Source organism: Pseudoxanthomonas broegbernensis, assembly GCF_014202435.1.
Lineage (GTDB): Bacteria > Pseudomonadota > Gammaproteobacteria > Xanthomonadales > Xanthomonadaceae > Pseudoxanthomonas > Pseudoxanthomonas broegbernensis.
The window spans coordinates 56,887-77,175 of sequence record NZ_JACHGU010000001.1 but is presented as its reverse complement, the minus strand read 5'-3'; the positions used below and the strand labels follow the sequence as shown (position 1 = coordinate 77,175).

The window sequence follows — 20,289 nt, the reverse complement described above, 5'->3', positions numbered from 1 at the left end:
GATCTTGCTCCATGTCCCGTCGCGGGCATGGCGTGGCCGCCAGCCGCACCGCGGACCGGGTCAAATACTGGGTCGTGGGTAGCCGGCGCAGCGGCGGTGGATGGCAACTCCCTGCCTCATTCCGTCGCCTCTTCCGGCTCTGGCACCTTTTGATGCGTATTCATGAAAAACACCATCGATTGGGTCTTTCTTTCGAGAAAACGCTATATCTAGTGGCGCAACAGACCGTCAAGCTAACCCCCACCCTGCTGGCTGTCAACCGCGCCACGGGCCGCGCGCGGCCCTTGCCGGCGAAGGCCCCGCGGCGGGCGCCGGACCCGGCCGGCCGTGCGCCACGGCGAAGGACGCAGGCTACTTCACCGGACGTTAAATCCAGGCGCAGCAGACTCTGTTCAGTTTGATGAGCATGGCCGTTCCCAGGCCGCCCATCCGTCCCACCGCCTGCGAGGAACCCTGCTGCATGCGCCCCGCGACCACCCTGCTCGCCCTCACCGCCGCCGCCGCGTTCGGCGGCTTCGCCGCCATCGCCCTGCACCAGACGCTGGACAACCGCGCGCAGGCCGCGCCCGCCGCGATCGTCGCGCCCGCCCCTGCGGCCGCGGCCGCCGCGCCGTCCATGGCCGCCGGCGCGCTGCCCGCCGCCGCGGACGGCCAGCCGCTGCCCTCGCTGGCGCCGATGCTGCGGCGGGTGATGCCGGCGGTGGTCAGCGTGCACACCCAGCAGCGGGTGCGCATCCGCAACCCGTTCTTCGACGACCCGTTCTTCCGCCGCATGTTCCCGCAGGTGCCGCAGGAGCGGATCAACGAGTCGCTGGGCTCGGGCGTGATCATCGACGCGGCGCAGGGCTACGTGCTGACCAACCACCACGTGATCGAGGGCGCCGACGACGTGTCGGTGTCGCTGGCCGACGGGCGCACGCTCAAGGCCGAGTTCCTCGGCTCGGACGCGGACACCGACGTGGCCCTGATCCGGATCCCGGCCGAGAACCTGGCCGAGCTGCCGCTGGGCGACAGCGGACGGCTGCAGGTGGGCGACTACGTGGTGGCCATCGGCAACCCGTTCGGCCTGAACCAGACGGTGACCTCGGGCATCGTCTCGGCGGTGGGCCGCAGCGGCATCCGCGGGCTGGGCTACCAGAACTTCATCCAGACCGACGCCTCCATCAACCCCGGCAACTCCGGCGGCGCGCTGGTCGACCTGCGCGGCGAGCTGGTGGGCATCAACACCGCCAGCCTCAACCCGCAAGGCAGCGCGGCCGGCAACATCGGCCTGGGCCTGGCCATTCCCTCCAACCTGGCGCGCGACGTGATCCACCAACTGGTGACGGTGGGCGAGGTGCGCCGCGGCACCCTGGGCGTGGAGGCGCAGCCGCTGGACGCGCGCCTGGCGCGCTCGCTGGGCCTGCCGGAAGGACAGCAGGGCGCACTGGTGGCGCGGGTGCACGAAGGCTCCGGCGCGGCGGCGGCGGGGCTGCGCCCGGGCGACGTGATCGTCGAGGCCGGCGGCCAGCGCATCGCCAACCCGCTGGCGCTGCACAACTACGAAGGGCTGCAGCCGGTCGGGGCCAGGGTGCCGCTGCGGGTGCTGCGCGAGGGCAAGGCGGTCACCGCCACCGCCACCCTGCGCGAGGCGCCGCGCAGCCTGGACGGCGGCGCCCTGGACCCGCGCATGGCCGGCGCGCGCCTGGCCGAGCTGCCCGAGGCGCTGCGCCAGTCGCGCGGGCGCGGCGTGCTGGTGGAGGACGTGGCCGCCGGCAGCCGCGCCGCGCAGAACGGCCTGCGCCGCGGCGACGTCATCACCGCCACCAGCGCCGGCGGCTTCGACGACCTGGCCGGGTTGCGCGCCACCCTGGTCCAGCCGCCGCGGCAGTTGGTGCTGCTGATCGTCCGCGGTAACGTGCAGGGACGGCTGACCATGCAGTGACCTGCGCGCCGTGCGCAATGCGCCGCCGGCACGGCCGTAACGGGGCCTACACCGTGCGCATGCTTCCATGACGGTCCGCGCCATGCCGGCATCGCCCCAACCCTTGAACGGAGACCTCCCATGAGCCCCACTTCCACCGAGAACCTGAAGGACAACCTGAGCGAAGCCGGCTCGCACCTGAAGTCGGCCGCCGGCGCGGCCGGCGAGGCCATCCGCGGCGCCGCCGGCGCGGCCGGCGACGAACTGCGCCTGGGCAAGGCCAACGTCAAGGCCGAGCTGGCCGACAGCGCCCTGGCCGGGCTGGCCGCCGCCGAGCTGGGCGGGGACGCCGCGCGCGAGCAGATGGACGCGCTGATGGACAAGGGCCGCGACCTGGTCGACAGCGCCGCCGAGCTGATCCGCGAACGCCCGCTGGCCTCCTTCGGCGTGGCCTTCGCCGCCGGCTGGCTGGTGGCCGCGCTGAGCCGCCGCGACCGCTGACCGGCGCGACGTCGTGAACGAAGGGGAGCGCGGCCCAGGGACACCCGCCTCCGGCGACGGCGCGGACGCTTCCCCGCCGCCGCTGGACCAGAGCATCCACGAAGTCGGGCAGGCCGGACGCGCCGCCCTGGACGCCTCGTTCGGCGCTGCGCGCGCCCTGCGCGCCCTGGTCTCGGCCGACCTGGCCCTGGCCCGCAGCGCATTGGGGCGCGGCCTGGCCTGGGCCGGGGTGGCGGTGGTGTTCGGCGCCTCGGGCTGGCTGCTGGCCACCGCCGCGGGCGTGGCCCTGATGCAGTGGCTGGGCCTGTCGTGGCTGGCCTCGCTGAGCATCGCCGCGCTGTTCAACCTGGCGGTCGCCTGCCTGGCGATATGGCGCACCGCGCGCTTCTTCGACTACATGGGCCTGCACGCCACCCGCCGCCAGCTCAGCCGCATGGGCCTGTTCGACGAACACGACGACGAGGACGACGACGCGCCAGGCGAGGCCCGCGGCACGCGCGCCGGCCGTGGCGGCACCGCCGAGGGCCCCTCCGTCCCGGCACCGATGGAGGAGCCGCGCGCATGAGGTTCGAACTGCTGCGGCAGCGGGTGGAGCGCGCCGAGCAGCGCGTGGCCGGCCGCATCGACCAGGCGCAAACCCAGCGCCTCGCCCTTGGGCAGGCCTGGCGCCGCGCCTGGTCGCCGGGAAGGATCCTGATCGCCGGGCTGCTGTCCGGCTTTCTCGTCGGCCGCGCCGAACCGCTGTCCAAGGTGGGCGGCATACGCTGGCTGCAGATGCTCGGTACCGTTTCCAGCCTGCTGGCGTCGCTGCAGGCCGCCGATGCCGCGCAGCAAGCCGATGCCGCCGCCGCGGACACGGCTTCACCGCAGGCCGGTCCGGCGCCTGCACCGGCGAGCGACGACGCAGGCGCGGCCACGGCGGACACGCGTGCGCCGGCTTCCGATCCATCCGGCCACCTGCGCCCGCCGGCCCCGGCCGAGGCGGCCACCGAAATTTCCGAACGCTGATCCGCTTCCTCCACGCCGACGCCGGCCGCCTCCCGGGTGCGCCAGCCATCGCGAGGCCGCATGCCTTCCATCCCTGACGCCGATCCGGTCCCCGTCCCCGCGCCGGCGGCGCCGGGGCCCGCCCCCGTGGCCGCCGATGCGCACCCGCTGCGGCCGCGCGCCTCGGCCGCGCTGCTGGTGCTGGCCACCCTGGCCGTGGGCTATACGCTGTGGGCCGCGCAGGAAGTGATCCTGCCGATCCTGCTGGCGATGTTCTTCGCCCTGATCGGCAACCCGGTGATCCGGCTGCTGCGCCGGCTCTACGTCCCGCGCTTCCTGGCCGCGCTGCTGGTGCTGCTGGCCGGCCTGACCGGCACCGGCGCGCTGGGCATGCAACTGGTCGGCCCGGCCACCGACTGGGCCGAGCAGGCCCCCCGCGAGGCGCGCAAGCTGGGCCGCCAGCTCCAGGACGTGACCAGGCCGATGCACGAGGCCAACCGCATCGCCGAGGACATGGCGCGCGCGGCCACCGGCGAGGCCAGCCGCAAGGTCCAGGTGGTGCGCACCCGGGTCGACGACCCGTACGCGGCGCTGGCCCGCACCCCGCGCCTGGCCGCCTCGGTGCTGGCGGTGGCGCTGCTGACGTTCTTCTTCATGGTCTACGGCGAGAACCTGCAGCGCAACGCGATCGCGCTGCTGCCCGGGCGCCAGCAGAAGAAGTTCACGGTGGAGATCCTGCACGCGATCGAGCGCGAGGTGTCGCGCTACGTGCTGACCATCAGCCTGATCAACGCGGTGGTGGGGCTGGCCTTCGCCGGCATCCTGTACCTGCTGGGCTTCCCGCCGCAGGAGGCGCTGCTGTGGGGCACGGTGGTGATGCTGCTCAACTACGCGCCCTACGTGGGCCCGCTGATCGGCGCCTGCCTGATGCTGCTGGTGGGCTTCATCGCCTTCGACGAGACCTGGCGCTCGCTGCTGCCGGCGGCGCTGTACCTGCTGCTGCACCTGCTCGAGGGCCAGGTGGTCACCCCGATCGTGCTGGGGCGGCGGATGGCGCTGTCGCCGCTGGTGCTGATCCTGGCGCTGATGCTGTTCGGCTCGCTGTGGGGAATGATCGGCCTGCTGCTGGCGGTGCCGCTGCTGGTATGCGTGAAGCTGGTGCTGGCCCAGGTGGACGGCATGCATGGGTGGGCCCGGCTGCTGGAGTGATCCTGCCGTTCGTCCTTGGAAGCGGGGCGGAGGCCAGCGCCAAGCGGGCGGGCGGGAGCGAAGCAGAAGCGCCGGCTTCGGAAGGGGCCGCCGTCCCATGGGGGCACGGCTTACCCCTCGGGCGGACCTCCGTGTCCGCACTCGGGGCCGTGGCGCATCCATGTGCCACTTGCGCCATGCCCCCCATGGGACGACGTCCTCCGCGAACGTCGGGCCCGCCTCTTCCGCCCTGGCGAAAAAGCCAAAGCACGCGACGATTCCGTGTCGATGGCGAACGAAGAGGGCGGGCGATGCGGCCAAGACCGCCTTCGGACGCGAAGACGGGGGAGGCGGGCGTATCGCATGGTCGTTGCCGTTGCCGTTCGCAGCCGGCTTCCGACAACTGCATGGATCAACGACCGCGGTCCGTCGGTCGTGACGGTTGCCGGCCGCCGGCTCCTACGGCGAGGAATCCCGCTCTGCGAAGGACGCCCAAAGAAACCTCGAACCCGCCGCGCGCGAGGCGCGCCAGGTCCGGGGTATCGCGGCAAGCGGGACATGGATGTCCCGCGGCGCCGAGTGCGGGCAGGATGCCCGCCCGAGGGGAGAGCGATATCCCGGGCCTGGCGCGGCTCCATCCGGAGCCGGCCAAGCCCCATGCTCTTGCGGTTGCGGTTGCCCTTGCCGCAAGAGCCTCCGCCGCCCAACCCCCGCCACGAGCACGCCCGCAGGCGGAAGCCTACAATGCCGCGGTGAGCTTCACCGTCCGCGCCATCACCCTCGACCTCGACGACACCCTGTGGCCGTTCGCGCCGATCGGCGCGCGGGTGGACCAGGTGCTGCACGAATGGCTGCTCGAACACAGCCCGGCCACCGCCGCGATGTACCCGGTGGCGGCCATGCGCGAACTGCGCGAGCGCGCCTTCCGCGACAACCTCCACCTGCGCCACGACATGTCGGCGCTGCGCCGGCTGACCCTGCACGAGGCGCTGGAAGGAAGCGGCGCCCCGCTGGACCTCCTGGAACCGGCCTACGAGGTCTTCTACGCCGCGCGCAACCAGGTCCAGTGCTACCCCGACGCGCTGGACGCCCTGGCCCGCATCGCCGCGCGCGTCCCGGTGGCCGCGCTGAGCAACGGCAACGCCGACCTGGAACGCATCGGCCTGATGCACCACTTCGCGTTCCAACTGGGCGCGCGCGAGCACGGCGCGGCCAAGCCGGAGGCCGGCATCTTCCACGCCGCCTGCGCGCGCCTGGGCTGCGGCCACGGCGAGGTGCTGCACGTGGGCGACCACGCGGAGATGGACGTGGCCGGCGCCGCCCGCGCCGGGCTGCGCAGTTGCTGGATCAACCGCACCGGCGCGCGCTGGGAGCGCGAGGACCTGCGCCCGGACCTGCAGTTCGACACCCTCGCCGCCCTGGCCGACTGGCTGGACGCGCACCTTCCGCCCACCCCTCCGAGCGACCCGACCCGCGCATGAGCCATCCCGCCTACGTCCGCACCGAAGGCCCCGCCCTGCCCTTGCACCTGCTGGATCGCGCCGGCTACCCCGCCTGGCTTGCGGCCCTGCCGGCGGCCACCGCCGCCTGGCTGCAGACACAGGGCTTCGAGGCCGCGCCGGGCACCGCGGCGCTGCTGCCCGGCGAAGCCGGCGTGGCCGGCGCGGTGCTGGGCATCGGCGACCGCCTGGACCCCTACGCCTATGCCCACGGCCCCGCCGCGCTGCCGTCCGGCGCCTGGGTGCCCGCCGCCGAACCGGCGCCGGCCGAGCGCGCCGCGCTGCAACTGGGCTGGGGCCTGGGCAGCTACCGCTTCGAGCGCTACAAGGCGGCGCCGCGCACGCCGGCGCGGCTGCGCCTGGCCGAGCTGGACGCCGAGGCGCTGGACGTGCTGGATGCATGCATGCGCGTGCGCGACTGGGTCAACACGCCTACCCAGGACATGGGCCCGGAGCACCTGGAGGCCATCGCCGGCGAGCTGGCCGCCGCGCACGGCGCGCAGGTGCAGGTGTTCGCCGGCGAGACGCTGCTGGAACACGGCTTCCCCGCCATCCACGCGGTGGGCCGTGCCTCGCACCGCGCGCCGCGGCTGATCGCGCTGCGCTGGGGCGAGGCCTCGCACCCGCACGTGGCCATCGTTGGCAAGGGCGTGTGCTTCGACACCGGCGGCCTGGACCTCAAGCCGGCCGACGGCATGCGCAACATGAAGAAGGACATGGGCGGCGCCGCGCACGCGCTGGCCCTGGCCGGGCTGGTGATGGCGCGCGGGCTGCCGCTGCGCCTCACCCTGCTGGTGCCGGCGGTGGAGAACGCGGTCGGCCCCGATGCGTTCCGCCCCGGCGAGATCGTCGCCACGCGCAAGGGCGTGAGCGTGGAGATCGACAACACCGACGCCGAAGGCCGGGTGATCCTGTGCGACGCGCTGGCCTACGCATCCGAGCAGAAGCCGGACCTGGTGCTGGACTTCGCCACCCTCACCGGCGCTGCGCGCGTGGCGCTGGGACCGGACCTGCCGGCGCTGTTCGCCAACGACGACGCCCTGGCCGAGAGCTGGCTGGCCGCCGGCCGCGCCACCCGCGACCCGCTGTGGCGCATGCCGCTGTGGCGCCCGTACCTGCGCTACCTCACCTCGGACGTGGCCGACCTGGCCAATGCCGGCTCGCGCATGGCCGGCGCGGTGACCGCCGCGCTGTACCTGGAGCGGTTCGTGCCCGAAGGCCTGCCCTGGGCGCACCTGGACACCTATGCCTGGAACGACAGCGCCCGTCCCGGCCGCCCGCCCGGCGGCGAGGCGCTGGGCCTGCGCGCGGCCTACGCGATGCTGAAGGCACGCGCGGGCGCTTGAACCCGCCCGCAGGGATGCGCGGCACGCCGCACGTCCCCGCTCAACCGGCAACGGCCAAGCATGGACACCCAGGTGGCCCGCGTGCCCGCGGCATGCCCGGGCGCCGCGACCGGCCCTACGTCGACCCGGCCGCCGGACCGATCCTGCGCCCGCGCTGCCGCTGCAAGGCCAGCAACATCGAGGCCGCCACCAAGGCGCCCGCGCCCATGGTGGTGGACACCACCACCAGCGCGCTGCCGCCGGCGAACAGCGCGCCGGCCAGCATCGGCCCGACCGCCGAGCCGCCGCGGCCGACGCCGATCACGAAGCCGGTGCCGCTGGCGCGCAGCGGCGCCGGGAACACCCGCACCAGCACCGGGTACATGCCCACCACCCCGGCATTGGTGAAGAAACCGGCCAGCGCGGCCACCGCCGCCAGCCAGCCCAGTTCGCGCGGCACCAGCCCGTAGCCGGCGATCGCCGCGAACGAGAGCAGCATCGACCCCACCACCAGCGGCTGCAGGCGGAAGCGCTGCGAGGCCAGCCCCACCGCCAGCGCGCCGAGCAGGCAGCCGATGTTGGCGCAGACCAGCACGCGGCCGGCGCTGGCCGCCTCGAAACCCATGTCCACGATCACCTTCGGGGTCCACTTCTGGATGAAGTAGAACGCCATGATCTGGGCGAAGTAGGCCACGGTCAGCAGCACGGTCGGGGCGGCGTGCCCGGATGAGAACAGCGCCAGGATCGACGGCCGCTCGGCCCGCGCCGGCGGTGCCGGCAGCCGCTGCGCGGGCGGCAGGCGCAGCCGGCGCAAGGTGCGGTTGACCTTGTCCAGCGCCCCGTCCGGACGCCGTGCGATCTGCGAGTCGATGGACTCGGGCAGGAACAGCAGCGCCAGCGGCAGCAGCGCGGTGGTGGCGGCCGCGCCGACCAGGAACACCGAGCGCCACTGCCCCGTGCGTTCCAGCAGCGCCGCGGCGATCACGCCGCCGACGATGGCGCCGGCCGAGTAGCCGGCGATGTTCAGGACCACGTTGAGGCTGCGGCGCCGGGCGTTGGAGAACTCGGCGACCATCGCGCTGGTGGACGAGAGCATGCCGCCGATGCCCAGGCCGGTGACCAGCCGGGTCGCCGACAGGGTCGCCACGCCGTCGGCCCAGGCGGCCAGGAACATGCCCACGGCCATCACCGCCAGGCAGCCCAGGATCACCGGGCGCCGGCCGATCCGGTCGGCGAGGTTGCCGATCAGCACCGAGCCGGCGGCCATGCCCAGCAGCTCCATCGACAGGACCGCGCCCAGGGTGGCGCGATCGATGCTCCATTCGGCCGCGATGCCCGGCGCGGCGAAGCTGATGGCCAGCACGTCGAAGCCGTCGACCGCGTTGAGCGCGATGCACAGCGCCACCACCGCGATCTGCAGGCGGCTCATCGGCCGGCGGTCTATCGCCTCTCTCGGATCCATGCCCATCCCTCCCGGCAACTACGACGAACGACCGGTGCCGGCCGGCCTCGCGGCCGCCGCGACGGCGCCGGCCCGGCGGCGCGCACGCGCACGGCGCCTCACTCGCGCTCCAGCGCATCCAGCGCGCCATGCACGGGCCGGCCCTGGAACAGGGTCAGCAGCACCTTCGCCTTGGAAATCTCCCGCACCGGGATCGCGAACAGGTCGCGGTCCAGCACCACCAGGTCGGCGCTCTTGCCCACCTCCACCGAGCCGGCGATGCCGTCGATCCGGTTCACGTAGGCCACGTCCAGGGTGTAGGCCTTGATCGCCTCGGCCAGGCCCACCCGCTGCTCGGGCAGCAGCGGCGCGGTGCCGTCCACGCCGGGGGCGACGCGGGTCAGCGCCACCTCGATCCCTTCCAGCGGATCGGCCGAGGCCACCGGCCAGTCCGAGCCGTAGGCCAGCCGGCCGCCGGCCTGGAGCACGCTGTTGGCCGGGTAGACGTGCGCCTTGCGGCGCGGGCCGATGCGCTGGATCGTCAACCGCATGTACGGCTCCTCGCAGGCCCACAGCGGCTGGAACACCGCCGCCACCCCCAGCTCGCCGAAGCGCGGCTGGTCGGCCGGGTCGATCACGTTGAGGTGCGAGATCATGTGCCGACGGTCGCCGACGCCGTTGCGCGCGGCCGCCGCGGCAAAGGCGTCCAGCGCCTGGCGCACCGCGCGGTCGCCGATGGCGTGGACGTGGACCTGCATGCCGTGCGCATCGATCCGCTCCACCGCCTGGCGCAGCACCGCCTCCGGGATCTGGGTCTGGCCGCGCTCGCCGCCGCCCTCGTAGGGCTCCAGCATCGCCGCGGTGCGCTGGACGATGACGCCATCCAGATACAGCTTGACGGCATCGGCCGCCAGGCCCAGCTCGCGGGCATGCGCCGAGGCGCGGAACAGCGCCGGCAACTGCTCCAGCGCGCGCGCGTCCTGCCACTGCATGCCGTACCCGCCCAGGGCGATCGACACCCGCACGCTCAGCTCGCCGCGGTCGCGCACGGCGCGGTAGGCCTCCAGCGTGGGGCTGCTGCCGTCGGCCTTCACCTCGATGCCGGCATCGTGCCAGTGGGTGATGCCCAGGCGGTTGAAGTGCCGCGCCGCCCAGGCGATGGAATCCTCCACCTCGCGCTCGCTGGGCGGCGGGATCTGCGCCTGCACCAGTTCCATCGCGGCCTCCTGCAGGCCGCCGAGCGGCTCGCCGCTGGCCGGGTCGCGGTCGATATGCCCATTGGCCGGGTCCGGCGTGCGGCGGTCGATGCCGGCGACCTGCAGCGCGCGCGAGTTCAGCCACAGGCTGTGCCCGCCGGTGGAGGCGAAGATCAGCGCGCGCTGGTCCGAGATCGCGTCCAGCACCTCCTTGCGCGGCACCCCGTCCGGCGGGAACAGGCCGTCGCGCCAGCCCACGCCGTAGACCGTGCCGGTGCCCGGCGCGGCGGCGACGCAGGCGGCGATGAGCCGCACGTAGTCCTGCACGCTCTCGCCCTCGTGCAGCGAGCAGCGCGAATGGCTCAGCCCGCCGAACACCGGATGCACGTGGGCGTCGCCGAAGGCCGGCAGCAGCAGGCGCCCGCCGAGGTCGACCACGCGCGTGGCGGCGCCTTTCCAGCGCGCCAGCTCGGCGTCGCTGCCCACCGCGACGATGCGGCCGTCGCGCACGGCCACCGCCTGCGCCCATGGCCGTGCCGGGTCCACGGTGTAGACCCGGGCGTTGCCCAGCAGCAGGTCGGCGGCGGGCGGCGGCGACGCCAGGCAGGCCGGCGTGGCGGCCAGCGCCAGCGCGCACAGGATCGGGCGGACGCACGCGCGGACGGGGGTGGGGAAATTGGCGGGCATTCCGGCTCCTGGGAACAAGCCCGGGGGAACAGGCTCGGGAAACGAGGTCGGGGAGGAATCGGCGCGGCCTGCCGCCCCGCCGCGCGCATCGTCAGAAGCGGTAGCGCACGGTCGCGGTGACGATCCGCGGAGCGCCGGCATAGCAGCCGCCCTGGTTGAGCTGCGGCTGGTACAGGGTGCAATGGGCCATGTAGTCCTTGCCGGTGATGTTGGAGCCATTCAGGGCCAGGCTCCAGTCCCCGTACTCCAGGCTCGCCACGGCGTCGAACAGGGTCACCGGCGCGGTCTCGTAGAGCATGTAGGTGTCGTACTTGTCGCCGGTGTAGCGCGCGCCGGCGCCGATCCGCAGGCGCAGGTCGTCGCCCAGCCAGAACGAGCGGCTCAGCCACAGCGAGGCCAGGTGCTGCGGCACCGCGCCCACGCGCAGGCCGGTGGTGCCGTCGCTGGCCTCCTGCACGCGCGCGTCGGTGTAGCTCCAGGCCGCGTTGATCTCCAGTCCCTTGAACTGCACCGCCGCCTCCAGCTCGTAGCCCTTGGAGCCGACCGACCCGACCTGGATGAAGTTCTGCAGGTTGTCCGGGTCCTGGACCATGTGGTTGGTTTCTTCGATGTCGAAGGCCGACAGGGTGACCAGGGTCGAGCTGTTGGGCTGCCACTTCACCCCGGCCTCGTACTGGCGGCCCTCGCGCGGCTTGTACGGGTCGCCGTACACGTCCACGTCCACGATCGGCAGGAACGACTCGGCATAGCTGACGTAGGGCGAGAAGCCCGCGCCGACCTCGCCGATCACGCCGACGCGGTAGGTGGTGGAGGTCTGCCCGTCCAGCACCTTGAAGCCGTTGACGGTGGTGTCCACCTTGTCGCGGCGCACGCCCAGCAGCGCGGAGACGCGGTCGGCGATGCGCACCTGGTCCTGCAGGTAGTAGCCCAGGCTGGTGCTGTCGGCGCGGACGTTGGTCTCCGGCCACGGCAGGTAGCCGTAGGAGAAGTCGACCCGGTGGTTCGGGTCCTTCAGGTCCAGCGGCGGCGGGCTGCCGCTGCCCGGCATGCTGCCGGCCTCGCCCCAGCAATAGCCCTCGGCCCAGTCGCAGGAATAGCCCTCGCGGGTGGAGCGCCGGAAATCGGTGTAGTCCAGGCCCACCAGCACCTTGTGCCGGAGCGGGCCGGTATCGAAGTCGAAGGCCACGCTGTTGTCGGTGCTGTAGCCCTTGTAGCTGCCGTCGTGCACGTAGAACTCGCGCGAGAGCAGGGTCTGCGCCGGGTCCAGGAACACCGACTCCCAACTGTCGCCCACGTCGATGTACAGCTCGCGGTAGTCCACGCGCTGGTCGAAGTAGCGGGTGCGGCTGCCGAAGCGGACGCGGTCGCTGAAGGCGTGGTCCACCAGCAGGGTCGCCGACGTGTAGTCGGTGTTCATGCGGTTGAAGTCGGTGTCGCCCCAGAAGCTGCTGTAGTCCAGCCCCTTGGCGTCCATCTGCTCGGGCAGCAGGGCGTAGCTCATCACGCCGATGCGGTCCTTCTGGTACAGGCCGATCAGGGTGACCGTGGTGTCCTGCCCGGTCCACGACAGCGACGGGTTGACCAGGGTGCGGTCGTTGGCCTGGGTGTCCCACTGCAGTTCGCCGTCGCGGCCCAGGGCGACCACGCGCCCGGCCAGCGAATCGGTCAGCCCGCCGGTGACGTCCACCTGCACCTGGCGCAGCCCGTAGTTGCCCACGACCACGCCGACCTCGCCGGCGAACGCCTGCTGCGGGCGCTTGCTGGCCGCGTTGAACAGGCCGCCGGCGCCGCCGGCGCCGTACAGCACCGAGGACGGGCCGCGCAGCACTTCGGCGCGCTCCAGGGTGAACGGCTCCAGGCGCGCGCCGTAGACGAAGTCGGGCATGCGGTTGAGCCCGTCCAGGTATTGCACCGTGGCGAAGCCGCGCGCGGAGAAGAAGTCGCCGCGCACGTCCAGGCCCTGGCTCTCGGTGGCCACGCCGGCGCTGTAGCGGAACACGTCCTGGAAGTTGAGCGCGGTGCGCTCGGCGATCTGCTCGGCGGCCACCACGCTGATGGACTGCGGCGTCTCGATCAGCTTGGTGTCGGTCTTGGTGCCGGTGAGCGCGCGGTCCACGGTCACGACGATGGTGTCCAGTTCGGTCGGGCTCTGCCGCGCGTCGGCGGGCGGGGCCGCCTCCTGGCCGAAGGCCGCCGGCGACAGTGCCAGCGCGCAGCATGCCGAAAGTTTGGCCACCCGGCGCATGGCCGATGCGCCTCCGGTACAACGTGTCGCGCCCGCCTTCGATGTGTCCCCGATCTTCATGCCGTAGCCCCCTCCAGGTTTACAGGTGTGTGCCGGATATCCGTGGTCGCCGATGCCGCCGTGCGCGCTCCAGAAAAGACGATTTCCCTGGGCCGATTGAACTACAGCCGCAACCGGCGCACGGCGGCTTTTCGGGTAAAAGGGCGGCGCAATACGGGTAACGCGGCGGGCACCGCTGGGGGCGGCGCCACGCGCGGGGGGCGTAGGCGGAAGGTGGGACGCGGGGTGTGCGGCGGGTGCGGCCGGACGCCGCGCTCAGGCGTCGCCCGCGGGCGCCGGCGCGTCCTCGCCCGCGACCAGGCCGCGCTCGCGCAGGACGCGCACCGCGTCGCGGCGCTTGCTCACCCCGATCTTGCGGAACAGCGACTTGAGCCGGTACTTCACCGTGTCCGGCGACATCCCGATCAGCCGTGCGATCTCCTTGTTGGAGCGCCCGCGGCACAGCGGTTCGAGCACCGCCAGCTCGGCCTCGCTCAGCAGCCCGGCCGCGCCGGCGGCCGGCGGCCGCGCCGGCACCGAGCGCGCCAGCCCCTTCAGGAACTGCTCGCGGAACCGGTCGCCCTGCGGGCCGCCGTGCAGCGCGTCGCGGACCAGCGGTTCTATCCGGTGCCAGGCATCGACGAAGGGCCGCGCGATGCCCTGGAACATGGCCATGCCCACCGCCTCGTCGAAGCGCGCCTGCGCGGCGGCGGCCTCGCCCGAGCGCAGCAGGCCGTGGGCCGCCAGCAGGTCGACCTCGATCAGCAGCCGGCCGGCGCCGTGGCGGCTGGCCCAGCGCCGCAACGCGGCCAGTTCCGCCAGCGCGGCGTCCACCTCGCCCTCCAGCAGCGCCAGTTCGCAGCGGCACAGCGAGGCGGCGATGGCGACCTGGCGGTAGACCGCCGACTCGCGCGCCATCTCGTCGGCCAGCGCGTCCAGGCCGAGCTGCGCGGCCAGTTCGCGCGCGCCGTCGCCGGCGCCGTCATGGCGCAGCCGCAACTGCAGTTCGCACAGCCAGGCCAGCAGTTCGAGCTGGTCCAGGCGCCGGCGCCGGGCCAGCCGGCGCGCGCGCGCCAGCACCGCCTGCGCCTCCTCCATCGCGCCGCGGGCGCAGGCGATGCGCGCGGCGGTGAGGTAGGCAGCCGCGTACACGTCGACCCAGCCGTCGGACTGCTCCATGTGCGGCAGCGACCACTCCAGCAGCGCCGCGGCCTCGGCCAGCCGGTCCTGCTCGCACAGCAGGTCGGCCTCGAAGGCGGCGCAATTGGCGGCCAGGTCGGAGCGGTCGCCGAAGTGGCCGGCGATCTGCGCGCGCGCCTCGTCCAGGATCGCCGTGGCCTCCTTCAGCCGGCCCTGGGCGCGGCGGATGCGCGCCTCCAGGAAGCGGGTGAACAGGTCGCTGTAGAGCGAGCCCTGGGCCTGGTGGTGCTCGCGCGCGGCCAGGGTCGGCTCCATCGCCCGCTCCAGCCAGCCGCCCTCGTAGTACTTGGCGCCCAGTGACTCGCACACGTTGCCCAGCATCAGGTGGTCGCTGGACGGTAGGGTGCGCAGCAGCGACTCGCGCGCGAGCAGGTCCTCCAGCGTGACCGGCGCGTTCTCGTACTCGGCCAGCACGTCGCCGACGATCCGGATCTCGTTGGCCTGCCCGGCCGGCGGCCGCTCGGCCTCCATCGCCGCGGCCAGCCGGTCGTAGTCGGCGCGGGCCGCGCCCAGCTCGCCGCGCTTGATCGCCAGGTACACCCGCGCCAGCACCAGCCGCGGGCGCGCGGACACCGCCGCGTCCGACAGCCGCTCCAGGCCGCGCGCGGCCACGTTCTGCAGCCCGCGCGGGATCAGCCGCCAGGCGCCGGCATCCTCCAGGATGCCGGCCAGCAACGCTTCGTCCTCGGCCTGCAGGGCGTGGTTGACCGCCTCGGTCACGTGGCCGCGCCCGGCGAACCAGCGCGCGGCGTCGCCCTGCAGGGCGACGAACAGCGCGCGGTCCTGCCGCGCCAGCCGCTCGCGCATGCACTCGGCGAACAACTGGTGGTAGCGGTAGGCCTGGCCCTCGCCCGGGTGCGGGATCAGGAACACGCCCTGCTGCTCCAGCCGCTCCAGCACCTGCCAGCCGTCGGCGCGCGCGCACAGCAGGCTGGCCACGTCCCCGTCCAGGCGGTCGACCAGTGCGGTGCGCAGCACCGCCTCCTGCATGTCCGCCGGCAGGCCCACCAGCACCTGCTCGGACAGGTAGCGCGCCAGTTCCGAGCCGGAGCCGCTGAGCCCGGCGAGCAGCCGCCCCGGGTCCAGCCCGCGGCGCAGCGAGAGGAACGCCAGTTGCAGGGCGATCGGCCAGCCCTCGGTGCGCTCCAGGATGCGCTGCACGTCGGCGCTGTCGATCGCCGGGCCCTGCCCGCGGGCGAACATCGCCTGCGCCTCGCACGCGGAGAAGCGCAGGTCCTCGGCGGTCAGCTCCAGCACCTGGTCCTCGGCGGCCAGCACCGACTGGCCCAGCATCGGGTAGTCGCGCGAGGCGACGATGAAATGGCAGTTCTCCGGCGCCAGCCGGATCAGCGAGCCGAGGAACTCGGCCAGGGCCGGGCTCTCGGCGCGGTGGAAGTCGTCGAACACCAGCACCACCGGCCGCCGCTCGGAGGCCACCTGGCGCACGATCGCCGACAGCGCGGCGCGCGGCGGCAGGCCGGTGCCGCCCGCCGCGTCGTCGTCCCCGTGCACGCCACCGTTCATCGCCAGGGTCACGTAGCGGGCCAGGCGCTTGAGGTCGGAGTCGTCGCGCTCCAGGGTCAGCCAGGCGGTGAGGATGGAGCCGTCGTCGTGGCGCTGCCGCCACTGCGCCAGCAGGCTGGTCTTGCCGTAGCCGGCCGGCGCGTGGACCAGGGTCAGCCGGCGCGCGAGCGCGCCGTCCAGGCGCGACAGCAGCAGCTCGCGCCGGACCTGGTCGCCCATCCACACGGGGGGCGCGATTTTCGTCGGGATCAGCACGTCCACGTCGATGTCCTTGCCCATGCGCGGCCACCGCCGCTCGATGCCGGCGGCGGCGATGGCCTTCGGCCGAGCATAGCAATGCCGGCGCGCGCGCCGGCGGGCCGCCCGGCCGACGCGCGCGCCATTACCCGTCGCGGCGGCGCGCTTACCCGCCATGGCGCGCGCTGCACCCGTTTTGTGCATTGTCCGCCGCGAGCGCCGCCACCTAGGATGGTTCCCGACTTGTGCGACGGCGGGGCTGGACCGGTGCGACTGGGCGTGGACGTGGGCGGGACCAATACCGATGCGGTGCTGATGCACGGCGGCGAGGTGGCGGCGTGGACCAAGCGCCCGACCACCGGCGACGTCGGCTCGGGCATCGCCGAGGCGATCGGCACGGTGCTGGATGAGGCCGGCGTGGACGCCGCGCAGGTGGCGTCGGTCATGATCGGCACCACCCACTTCACCAACGCCCTGGTCGAGCGCCGGGCGCTGGCCGCGGCCGGGGTCATCCGCCTGGCCAGCCCGTCCGGCGAGGCCCTGCCGCCGATGACCGGCTGGCCGCAGGAACTGGTCGCGCATGTCTGCGAGCGCGGCCGGTGGGTGTTCCTGCTGCCCGGCGGCTACGAGGTCGACGGCCGCGAGATCGCCCCGCTGGACGAGGCGCGGGTGCGCGACGCGGCCCGCCGCCTGCGCCTGGCCGGCGTGGACGCGGTGGCGATCAGCAGCGCCTTCGCACCGATGAACGCGGCCATGGAGGAGCGCGCGGCGGCGATCGTGCGCCGGGAGCACCCGCGCGCGGCCATCACCCTGTCCTGCGCCATCGGCCGCCTGGGCTTCATCGAGCGCGAGAACGCGGCGATCCTCAATGCCGCGCTGTCGTCGCTGGGCGGGCGCACCGTGGCCGCCTTCGCCGACGCGCTGCGCTCGATCGGCGTGGGCGCGCCGCTGTACATCAGCCAGAACGACGGCACCCTGATCTCGCACGCGCAGGCCGCCGCCTACCCGGTGACCACCATCGGCTCCGGCCCGACCAACAGCATGCGCGGGGCCGCCTTCCTGACCGGCGTGGGCGATGCCATCGTCATGGACGTGGGCGGCACCACCACCGACATCGGCGTGCTCGGCAACGGCTTCCCGCGCGAATCGTCCATCGCGGTGGACATCGGTGGGGTGCGGATCAACTCGCGCATGCCCGACATCCTGGCCCTGGGCCTGGGCGGCGGCACCCGCATCCACCTCGACCCGGCGCTGTACGGCGCCGCGCGGCTGGACGAGGCGGCGCTACGGGTGGGCCCGGATTCGGTCGGCTTCAGGCTCACCGAGGACGCCTGCCTGTTCGGCGGCGCGACCCTGACCGCCAGCGACGCGGCGGTCGCCGCCGGGCTGGCCCGCTTCGGCGACCCGGCCCGGCTGCCGGCGCTGTCGCCGGCGGTGCTGGCGGCGGTGCTGGGCCGCTTCCGGCACATGCTGGAGGAAGGCACCGACCGGATGAAGACCTCGCGCGAGGACGCCACCGTGCTGGCCGTGGGCGGCGGCGCGTTCCTGGTCCCGGAGGCGCTCAAGGGCGTGGCCCGGGTGGTGCGCCCCGCGCACGCGGCGGTCGCCAACGCGGTGGGCGCGGCCATCGCCCAGGTCGGCGCGCAGGTGGAGCAGGTCGTCGCCTACGACACGCTGCCGCGGGCGCAGGCGCTGGAGGGCCTGCGCGCGGAAGCCTGCAGCCGGGTCGTGGCCGCCGGCGGCGACCCGCGCACGGTGCAGGTGGTGGAGGTGGACGAGGTATTCCTCAGCTACCTGCCCGGGCGCGCGGCGCAGGTGCGGGTGCGCGCGGTAGGCGACCTGGCGTCCACGGGCGCCCCCTCCCTGCCGGCCGCACAGGTGCGCCATGCGCATTGACCGCACGGCCCTGGCCGACCTGGCCTGCGGCGCCGCCTTCCTCGGGTCCGGCGGCGGCGGCGACCCCTATTACGCCCGGCTGCTGGCCGAGGCCGAGCTGGCCCGCCACGGCGCCATCGGCCTGGTCGCGCTGGAGGACCTGGCCGACGACGCGCTGGTGGTGCCCTGCGGCTGGATCGGCGCGCCTACGGTGTCGGTGGAGAAGCTGCCCAGCGGGCGCGAGACCGTCGCCGGCCTGCGCCGGATGGAGCGCATCCTGGACCGCCGGATCGACGCGGTGATGCCGGTGGAGATCGGCGGCGGCAACGGCCTGGCGCCGCTGACGGCGGCCGCGCAACTGGGCGTGCCGATGGTCGACGCCGACGGCATGGGGCGCGCCTTCCCCGAGTCGCAAATGGCCATCTTCAACATCCGCGGGCTGTCGGCCTGCCCCTCGGTGCTGACCGACGCCGGCGGCTCGCTGGTGGTGGTGGAAAGCGTGGACAACCTGGCCCACGAGCGCATCGCCCGCGGCGTCTCGGTGGCGATGGGCGGGATCGCGCACATGGCCGAGTACCCGCTCAGCGGGCGCCAGGCGCGCGAGCACGCCATCGGCGGCAGCGTCTCGGCGGCCATCGCCATCGGCGCGGCGGTGCGCCGGGCGCGCGGCGGCGGCGGCGACCCGTTCGCCGCGCTGTTCGACGCGCTGCGCCGCTCGGGCCTCTATGCTCGCGCCGGCGTGCTGTTCGACGGCAAGATCGTCGACCTCGAACGCGAGACCCGCAACGGCTTCTCGGTCGGACGGGTGGCGATCGAGGGCTTCGGCGAGGACGGGGGACGGATGCTGCTGGAATTCCAGAACGAGAACCTGGTCGCGCGCCGCGACGGCCAGGTCCGCGCGATGGTGCCGGACCTGATCACGGTGATGGACCGCGAGACCGCCGACAGCATCACCACCGAGCGGCTCAAGTACGGGCAGCGGGTCAAGGTGGTCGGCGCCGCGGCGCCGCCGATGCTGCGCGAGGCGCGCGCGCTGGACTTCGTCGGCCCGGCCGCGTTCGGCTTCGCCGAGGGCTACGTGCCGATCGAGGCCCTCAACGGCTGGGATGCCGGCCGATGACGGCCCCGGCCACGGCCCAGTACGCCAACGCGCCGGTGCCCGCGCACCAGTTGGTCCCGGGCTGGCGCGTGGCGCTGATCGTGGCCAGCTTCTCCATCGCCGCGCCGGCCTTCCTCAACGGCGCGCAGACCGGCCTGGCCCTGGGCTTCGGCCAGGCGGTGCTGGCCGCGCTGCTGGCCGGCGCGCTGCTGTGCATCGGCGGCTGCCTGACCTCGGTGGTCAGCGTGCGCAGCCGCCTGACCACCTACCTGCTGGTGCAGCGCTCGTTCGGGCGCCGCGGCGCGGCGGTGGTCAACCTGGTGATCGCGCTGGTGCACTACGGGTGGTTCGGGGTCAACGTGTCGTTCTTCGGCATCGCGATGGTGGCCGCCACCGAGCAGCTCTACGGCGTGCAGGTGCCGTTCTCCGCGTTCGTGGCGGTCGGCAGCGTGCTGATGACGGTCTCCACGATCTACGGCTTCCGCACCCTGGAGCGGCTGGCCCTGGTCGCGGTGCCGCTGCTGGGCGCGATCCTGGTGTGGGTGTGCGTGGCGGCGGTGCGCAAGCACGGCTTCGTGCTCCAGCCCAGCCCCGACCCGCCGGTGCCGATGGGCTTCGGCATCGCCCTGTCGGCGCTGGTCGGCGGCAACATGCTGACCGTGGCCGCGATGCCCGACCTGTCGCGCTACATCCGCACCGCCCGCGGCGCGCTGGCCGGCATGGCCCTGTCCTTCCCGGTCGCCGCGCCGCTGCTGATGGTGGCCGCCGCGCTGCCGGCGCTGGCCACCGGGCAGACCGACATCATGAAGCTGATCGTCGGCTTCGGCCTGGGCGTGCCGGCGCTGGCCATGCTGGTGCTGTCGTGCTGGACGATCAACGCGGCCAACCTCTATTCGGCCAGCCTGTCCCTGTCGGCCACCTTCCCCGCGGTGCGGCCGTGGATGTTCACCCTGCTGGGCGGCGCGATCGGCGCCTGCTTCGCGTTGATGGGCATCATCGACGCGTTCATCCCGTTTCTGCTGTTCCTGGGGCTGATCATCCCGCCCATCGCCGCGATCTACGTGATCGACGGCTTCACCGTGTTCCGCCACGCGGACGCGGCGGCCACCCTGCGCGACCTGCCCGCGATCCGCTGGCCGGCGCTGGCCACCTGGGCCGTCTCGGTGGCGATCGCGCTGCTGGCGTCGGCCTGCCGCGCGACCCTGACCGGGGTGCCGACGCTGGATGCGACCCTGCTCGCCGCCGCCATCTACCTGGCGGTCCTGCGCCTGCGCGGGCGGACCGGCGCAGCACCGACGATGAAGGACGCCGGCGCCTGATGCCGCGCGGCCGGGGCGCCACGG

Annotated in this window: 14 protein-coding genes; 10 read left to right on the top strand and 4 right to left on the bottom strand. The window is 73.7% G+C overall.

The annotated features are described in order from the left end of the window. Positions 1-460: 460 nt before the first annotated feature. From HNR76_RS00310 to HNR76_RS00280, 7 genes are all read left to right on the top strand, one after another. Positions 461-1,924, top strand: coding sequence for a Do family serine endopeptidase (locus tag HNR76_RS00310; RefSeq protein ID WP_162310819.1), 1,464 nt, complete (start codon positions 461-463; stop codon positions 1,922-1,924). A 120-nt stretch (positions 1,925-2,044) separates the two neighbouring features. Continuing rightward, positions 2,045-2,404 carry a hypothetical protein gene (locus HNR76_RS00305; protein ID WP_162310820.1) on the top strand — a complete coding sequence of 120 codons (360 nt, stop codon included), beginning with the start codon at positions 2,045-2,047 and terminating at the stop codon, positions 2,402-2,404. Between the two features lie 13 nt (positions 2,405-2,417). Then, entirely contained in the window at positions 2,418-2,969 is a 552-nt protein-coding gene (locus HNR76_RS00300) for a phage holin family protein (protein WP_425501780.1), read from the top strand. Further along, positions 2,966-3,412 carry a protein sip-5 gene (locus HNR76_RS00295; protein WP_162310821.1) on the top strand — a complete coding sequence of 149 codons (447 nt, stop codon included), beginning with the start codon at positions 2,966-2,968 and terminating at the stop codon, positions 3,410-3,412. The genes HNR76_RS00300 and HNR76_RS00295 overlap by 4 nt, the downstream gene beginning before the upstream one ends. Positions 3,413-3,472: 60 nt before the next feature. Beyond that, positions 3,473-4,600, top strand: coding sequence for an AI-2E family transporter (locus HNR76_RS00290; protein WP_162310822.1), 1,128 nt, complete (start codon positions 3,473-3,475; stop codon positions 4,598-4,600). 731 nt (positions 4,601-5,331) lie between these two features. Next, entirely contained in the window at positions 5,332-6,060 is a 729-nt protein-coding gene (locus tag HNR76_RS00285; RefSeq protein ID WP_162310823.1) for an HAD family hydrolase, read from the top strand. Continuing rightward, the gene (locus tag HNR76_RS00280) at positions 6,057-7,424 is read left to right on the top strand and encodes a leucyl aminopeptidase family protein (protein WP_162310824.1); all 1,368 of its coding nucleotides are present in this window, start codon (positions 6,057-6,059) and stop codon (positions 7,422-7,424) included. The genes HNR76_RS00285 and HNR76_RS00280 overlap by 4 nt, the downstream gene beginning before the upstream one ends. 115 nt (positions 7,425-7,539) lie before the next feature. Here the strand turns inward: HNR76_RS00280 and HNR76_RS00275 are convergent, their stop codons facing one another. The 4 genes from HNR76_RS00275 to HNR76_RS00260 all read right to left on the bottom strand — a co-directional run bounded on the left by HNR76_RS00275 (position 7,540) and on the right by HNR76_RS00260 (position 16,014). Continuing rightward, positions 7,540-8,865, bottom strand: a complete 1,326-nt coding sequence (locus tag HNR76_RS00275) for an MFS transporter (protein WP_221301305.1) — start codon at positions 8,863-8,865, stop codon at positions 7,540-7,542. Between the two features lie 98 nt (positions 8,866-8,963). Next, positions 8,964-10,727 (bottom strand): amidohydrolase, encoded by a 1,764-nt coding sequence (locus tag HNR76_RS00270; RefSeq protein WP_162310826.1) that lies wholly within the window; start codon positions 10,725-10,727, stop codon positions 8,964-8,966. A 91-nt stretch (positions 10,728-10,818) separates the two neighbouring features. Further along, positions 10,819-12,972, bottom strand: a complete 2,154-nt coding sequence (locus tag HNR76_RS00265; protein ID WP_162310827.1) for a TonB-dependent siderophore receptor — start codon at positions 12,970-12,972, stop codon at positions 10,819-10,821. Positions 12,973-13,287: 315 nt separating this feature from the next. Further along, positions 13,288-16,014, bottom strand: coding sequence for a helix-turn-helix transcriptional regulator (locus HNR76_RS00260; protein WP_183982040.1), 2,727 nt, complete (start codon positions 16,012-16,014; stop codon positions 13,288-13,290). A gap of 225 nt (positions 16,015-16,239) precedes the next feature. Between HNR76_RS00260 and HNR76_RS00255 the strand changes: the two genes are divergently transcribed. Genes HNR76_RS00255 through HNR76_RS00245 form a run of 3 tightly spaced genes read left to right on the top strand, consistent with a single transcriptional unit; the run spans position 16,240 to position 20,265 of the window. Next, positions 16,240-17,868, top strand: a complete 1,629-nt coding sequence (locus HNR76_RS00255) for a hydantoinase/oxoprolinase N-terminal domain-containing protein (protein ID WP_162310829.1) — start codon at positions 16,240-16,242, stop codon at positions 17,866-17,868. Next, positions 17,858-18,967, top strand: coding sequence for an S-methyl thiohydantoin desulfurase family protein (locus HNR76_RS00250; protein WP_162310830.1), 1,110 nt, complete (start codon positions 17,858-17,860; stop codon positions 18,965-18,967). Before HNR76_RS00255 ends, HNR76_RS00250 begins: the two co-directional genes overlap by 11 nt. After that, positions 18,964-20,265, top strand: coding sequence for a purine-cytosine permease family protein (locus tag HNR76_RS00245; protein ID WP_162310831.1), 1,302 nt, complete (start codon positions 18,964-18,966; stop codon positions 20,263-20,265). The genes HNR76_RS00250 and HNR76_RS00245 overlap by 4 nt, the downstream gene beginning before the upstream one ends. Positions 20,266-20,289: the final 24 nt, after the last annotated feature.

What these genes read in the sequence shown, in the direction of transcription:
- HNR76_RS00310 (WP_162310819.1), top strand. Translation starts at nt 461, where the DNA reads ATGCGCCCCGCGACCACCCTGCTCGCCCTCACCGCCGCCGCCGCGTTC.
- HNR76_RS00305 (WP_162310820.1), top strand. Translation starts at nt 2,045, where the DNA reads ATGAGCCCCACTTCCACCGAGAACCTGAAGGACAACCTGAGCGAAGCC.
- HNR76_RS00295 (WP_162310821.1), top strand. Translation starts at nt 2,966, where the DNA reads ATGAGGTTCGAACTGCTGCGGCAGCGGGTGGAGCGCGCCGAGCAGCGC.
- HNR76_RS00290 (WP_162310822.1), top strand. Translation starts at nt 3,473, where the DNA reads ATGCCTTCCATCCCTGACGCCGATCCGGTCCCCGTCCCCGCGCCGGCG.
- HNR76_RS00280 (WP_162310824.1), top strand. Translation starts at nt 6,057, where the DNA reads ATGAGCCATCCCGCCTACGTCCGCACCGAAGGCCCCGCCCTGCCCTTG.
- HNR76_RS00275 (WP_221301305.1), bottom strand. Translation starts at nt 8,865, where the DNA reads ATGGATCCGAGAGAGGCGATAGACCGCCGGCCGATGAGCCGCCTGCAG.
- HNR76_RS00270 (WP_162310826.1), bottom strand. Translation starts at nt 10,727, where the DNA reads ATGCCCGCCAATTTCCCCACCCCCGTCCGCGCGTGCGTCCGCCCGATC.
- HNR76_RS00265 (WP_162310827.1), bottom strand. Translation starts at nt 12,972, where the DNA reads ATGCGCCGGGTGGCCAAACTTTCGGCATGCTGCGCGCTGGCACTGTCG.
- HNR76_RS00260 (WP_183982040.1), bottom strand. Translation starts at nt 16,014, where the DNA reads ATGGGCAAGGACATCGACGTGGACGTGCTGATCCCGACGAAAATCGCG.
- HNR76_RS00250 (WP_162310830.1), top strand. Translation starts at nt 17,858, where the DNA reads ATGCGCATTGACCGCACGGCCCTGGCCGACCTGGCCTGCGGCGCCGCC.
- HNR76_RS00245 (WP_162310831.1), top strand. Translation starts at nt 18,964, where the DNA reads ATGACGGCCCCGGCCACGGCCCAGTACGCCAACGCGCCGGTGCCCGCG.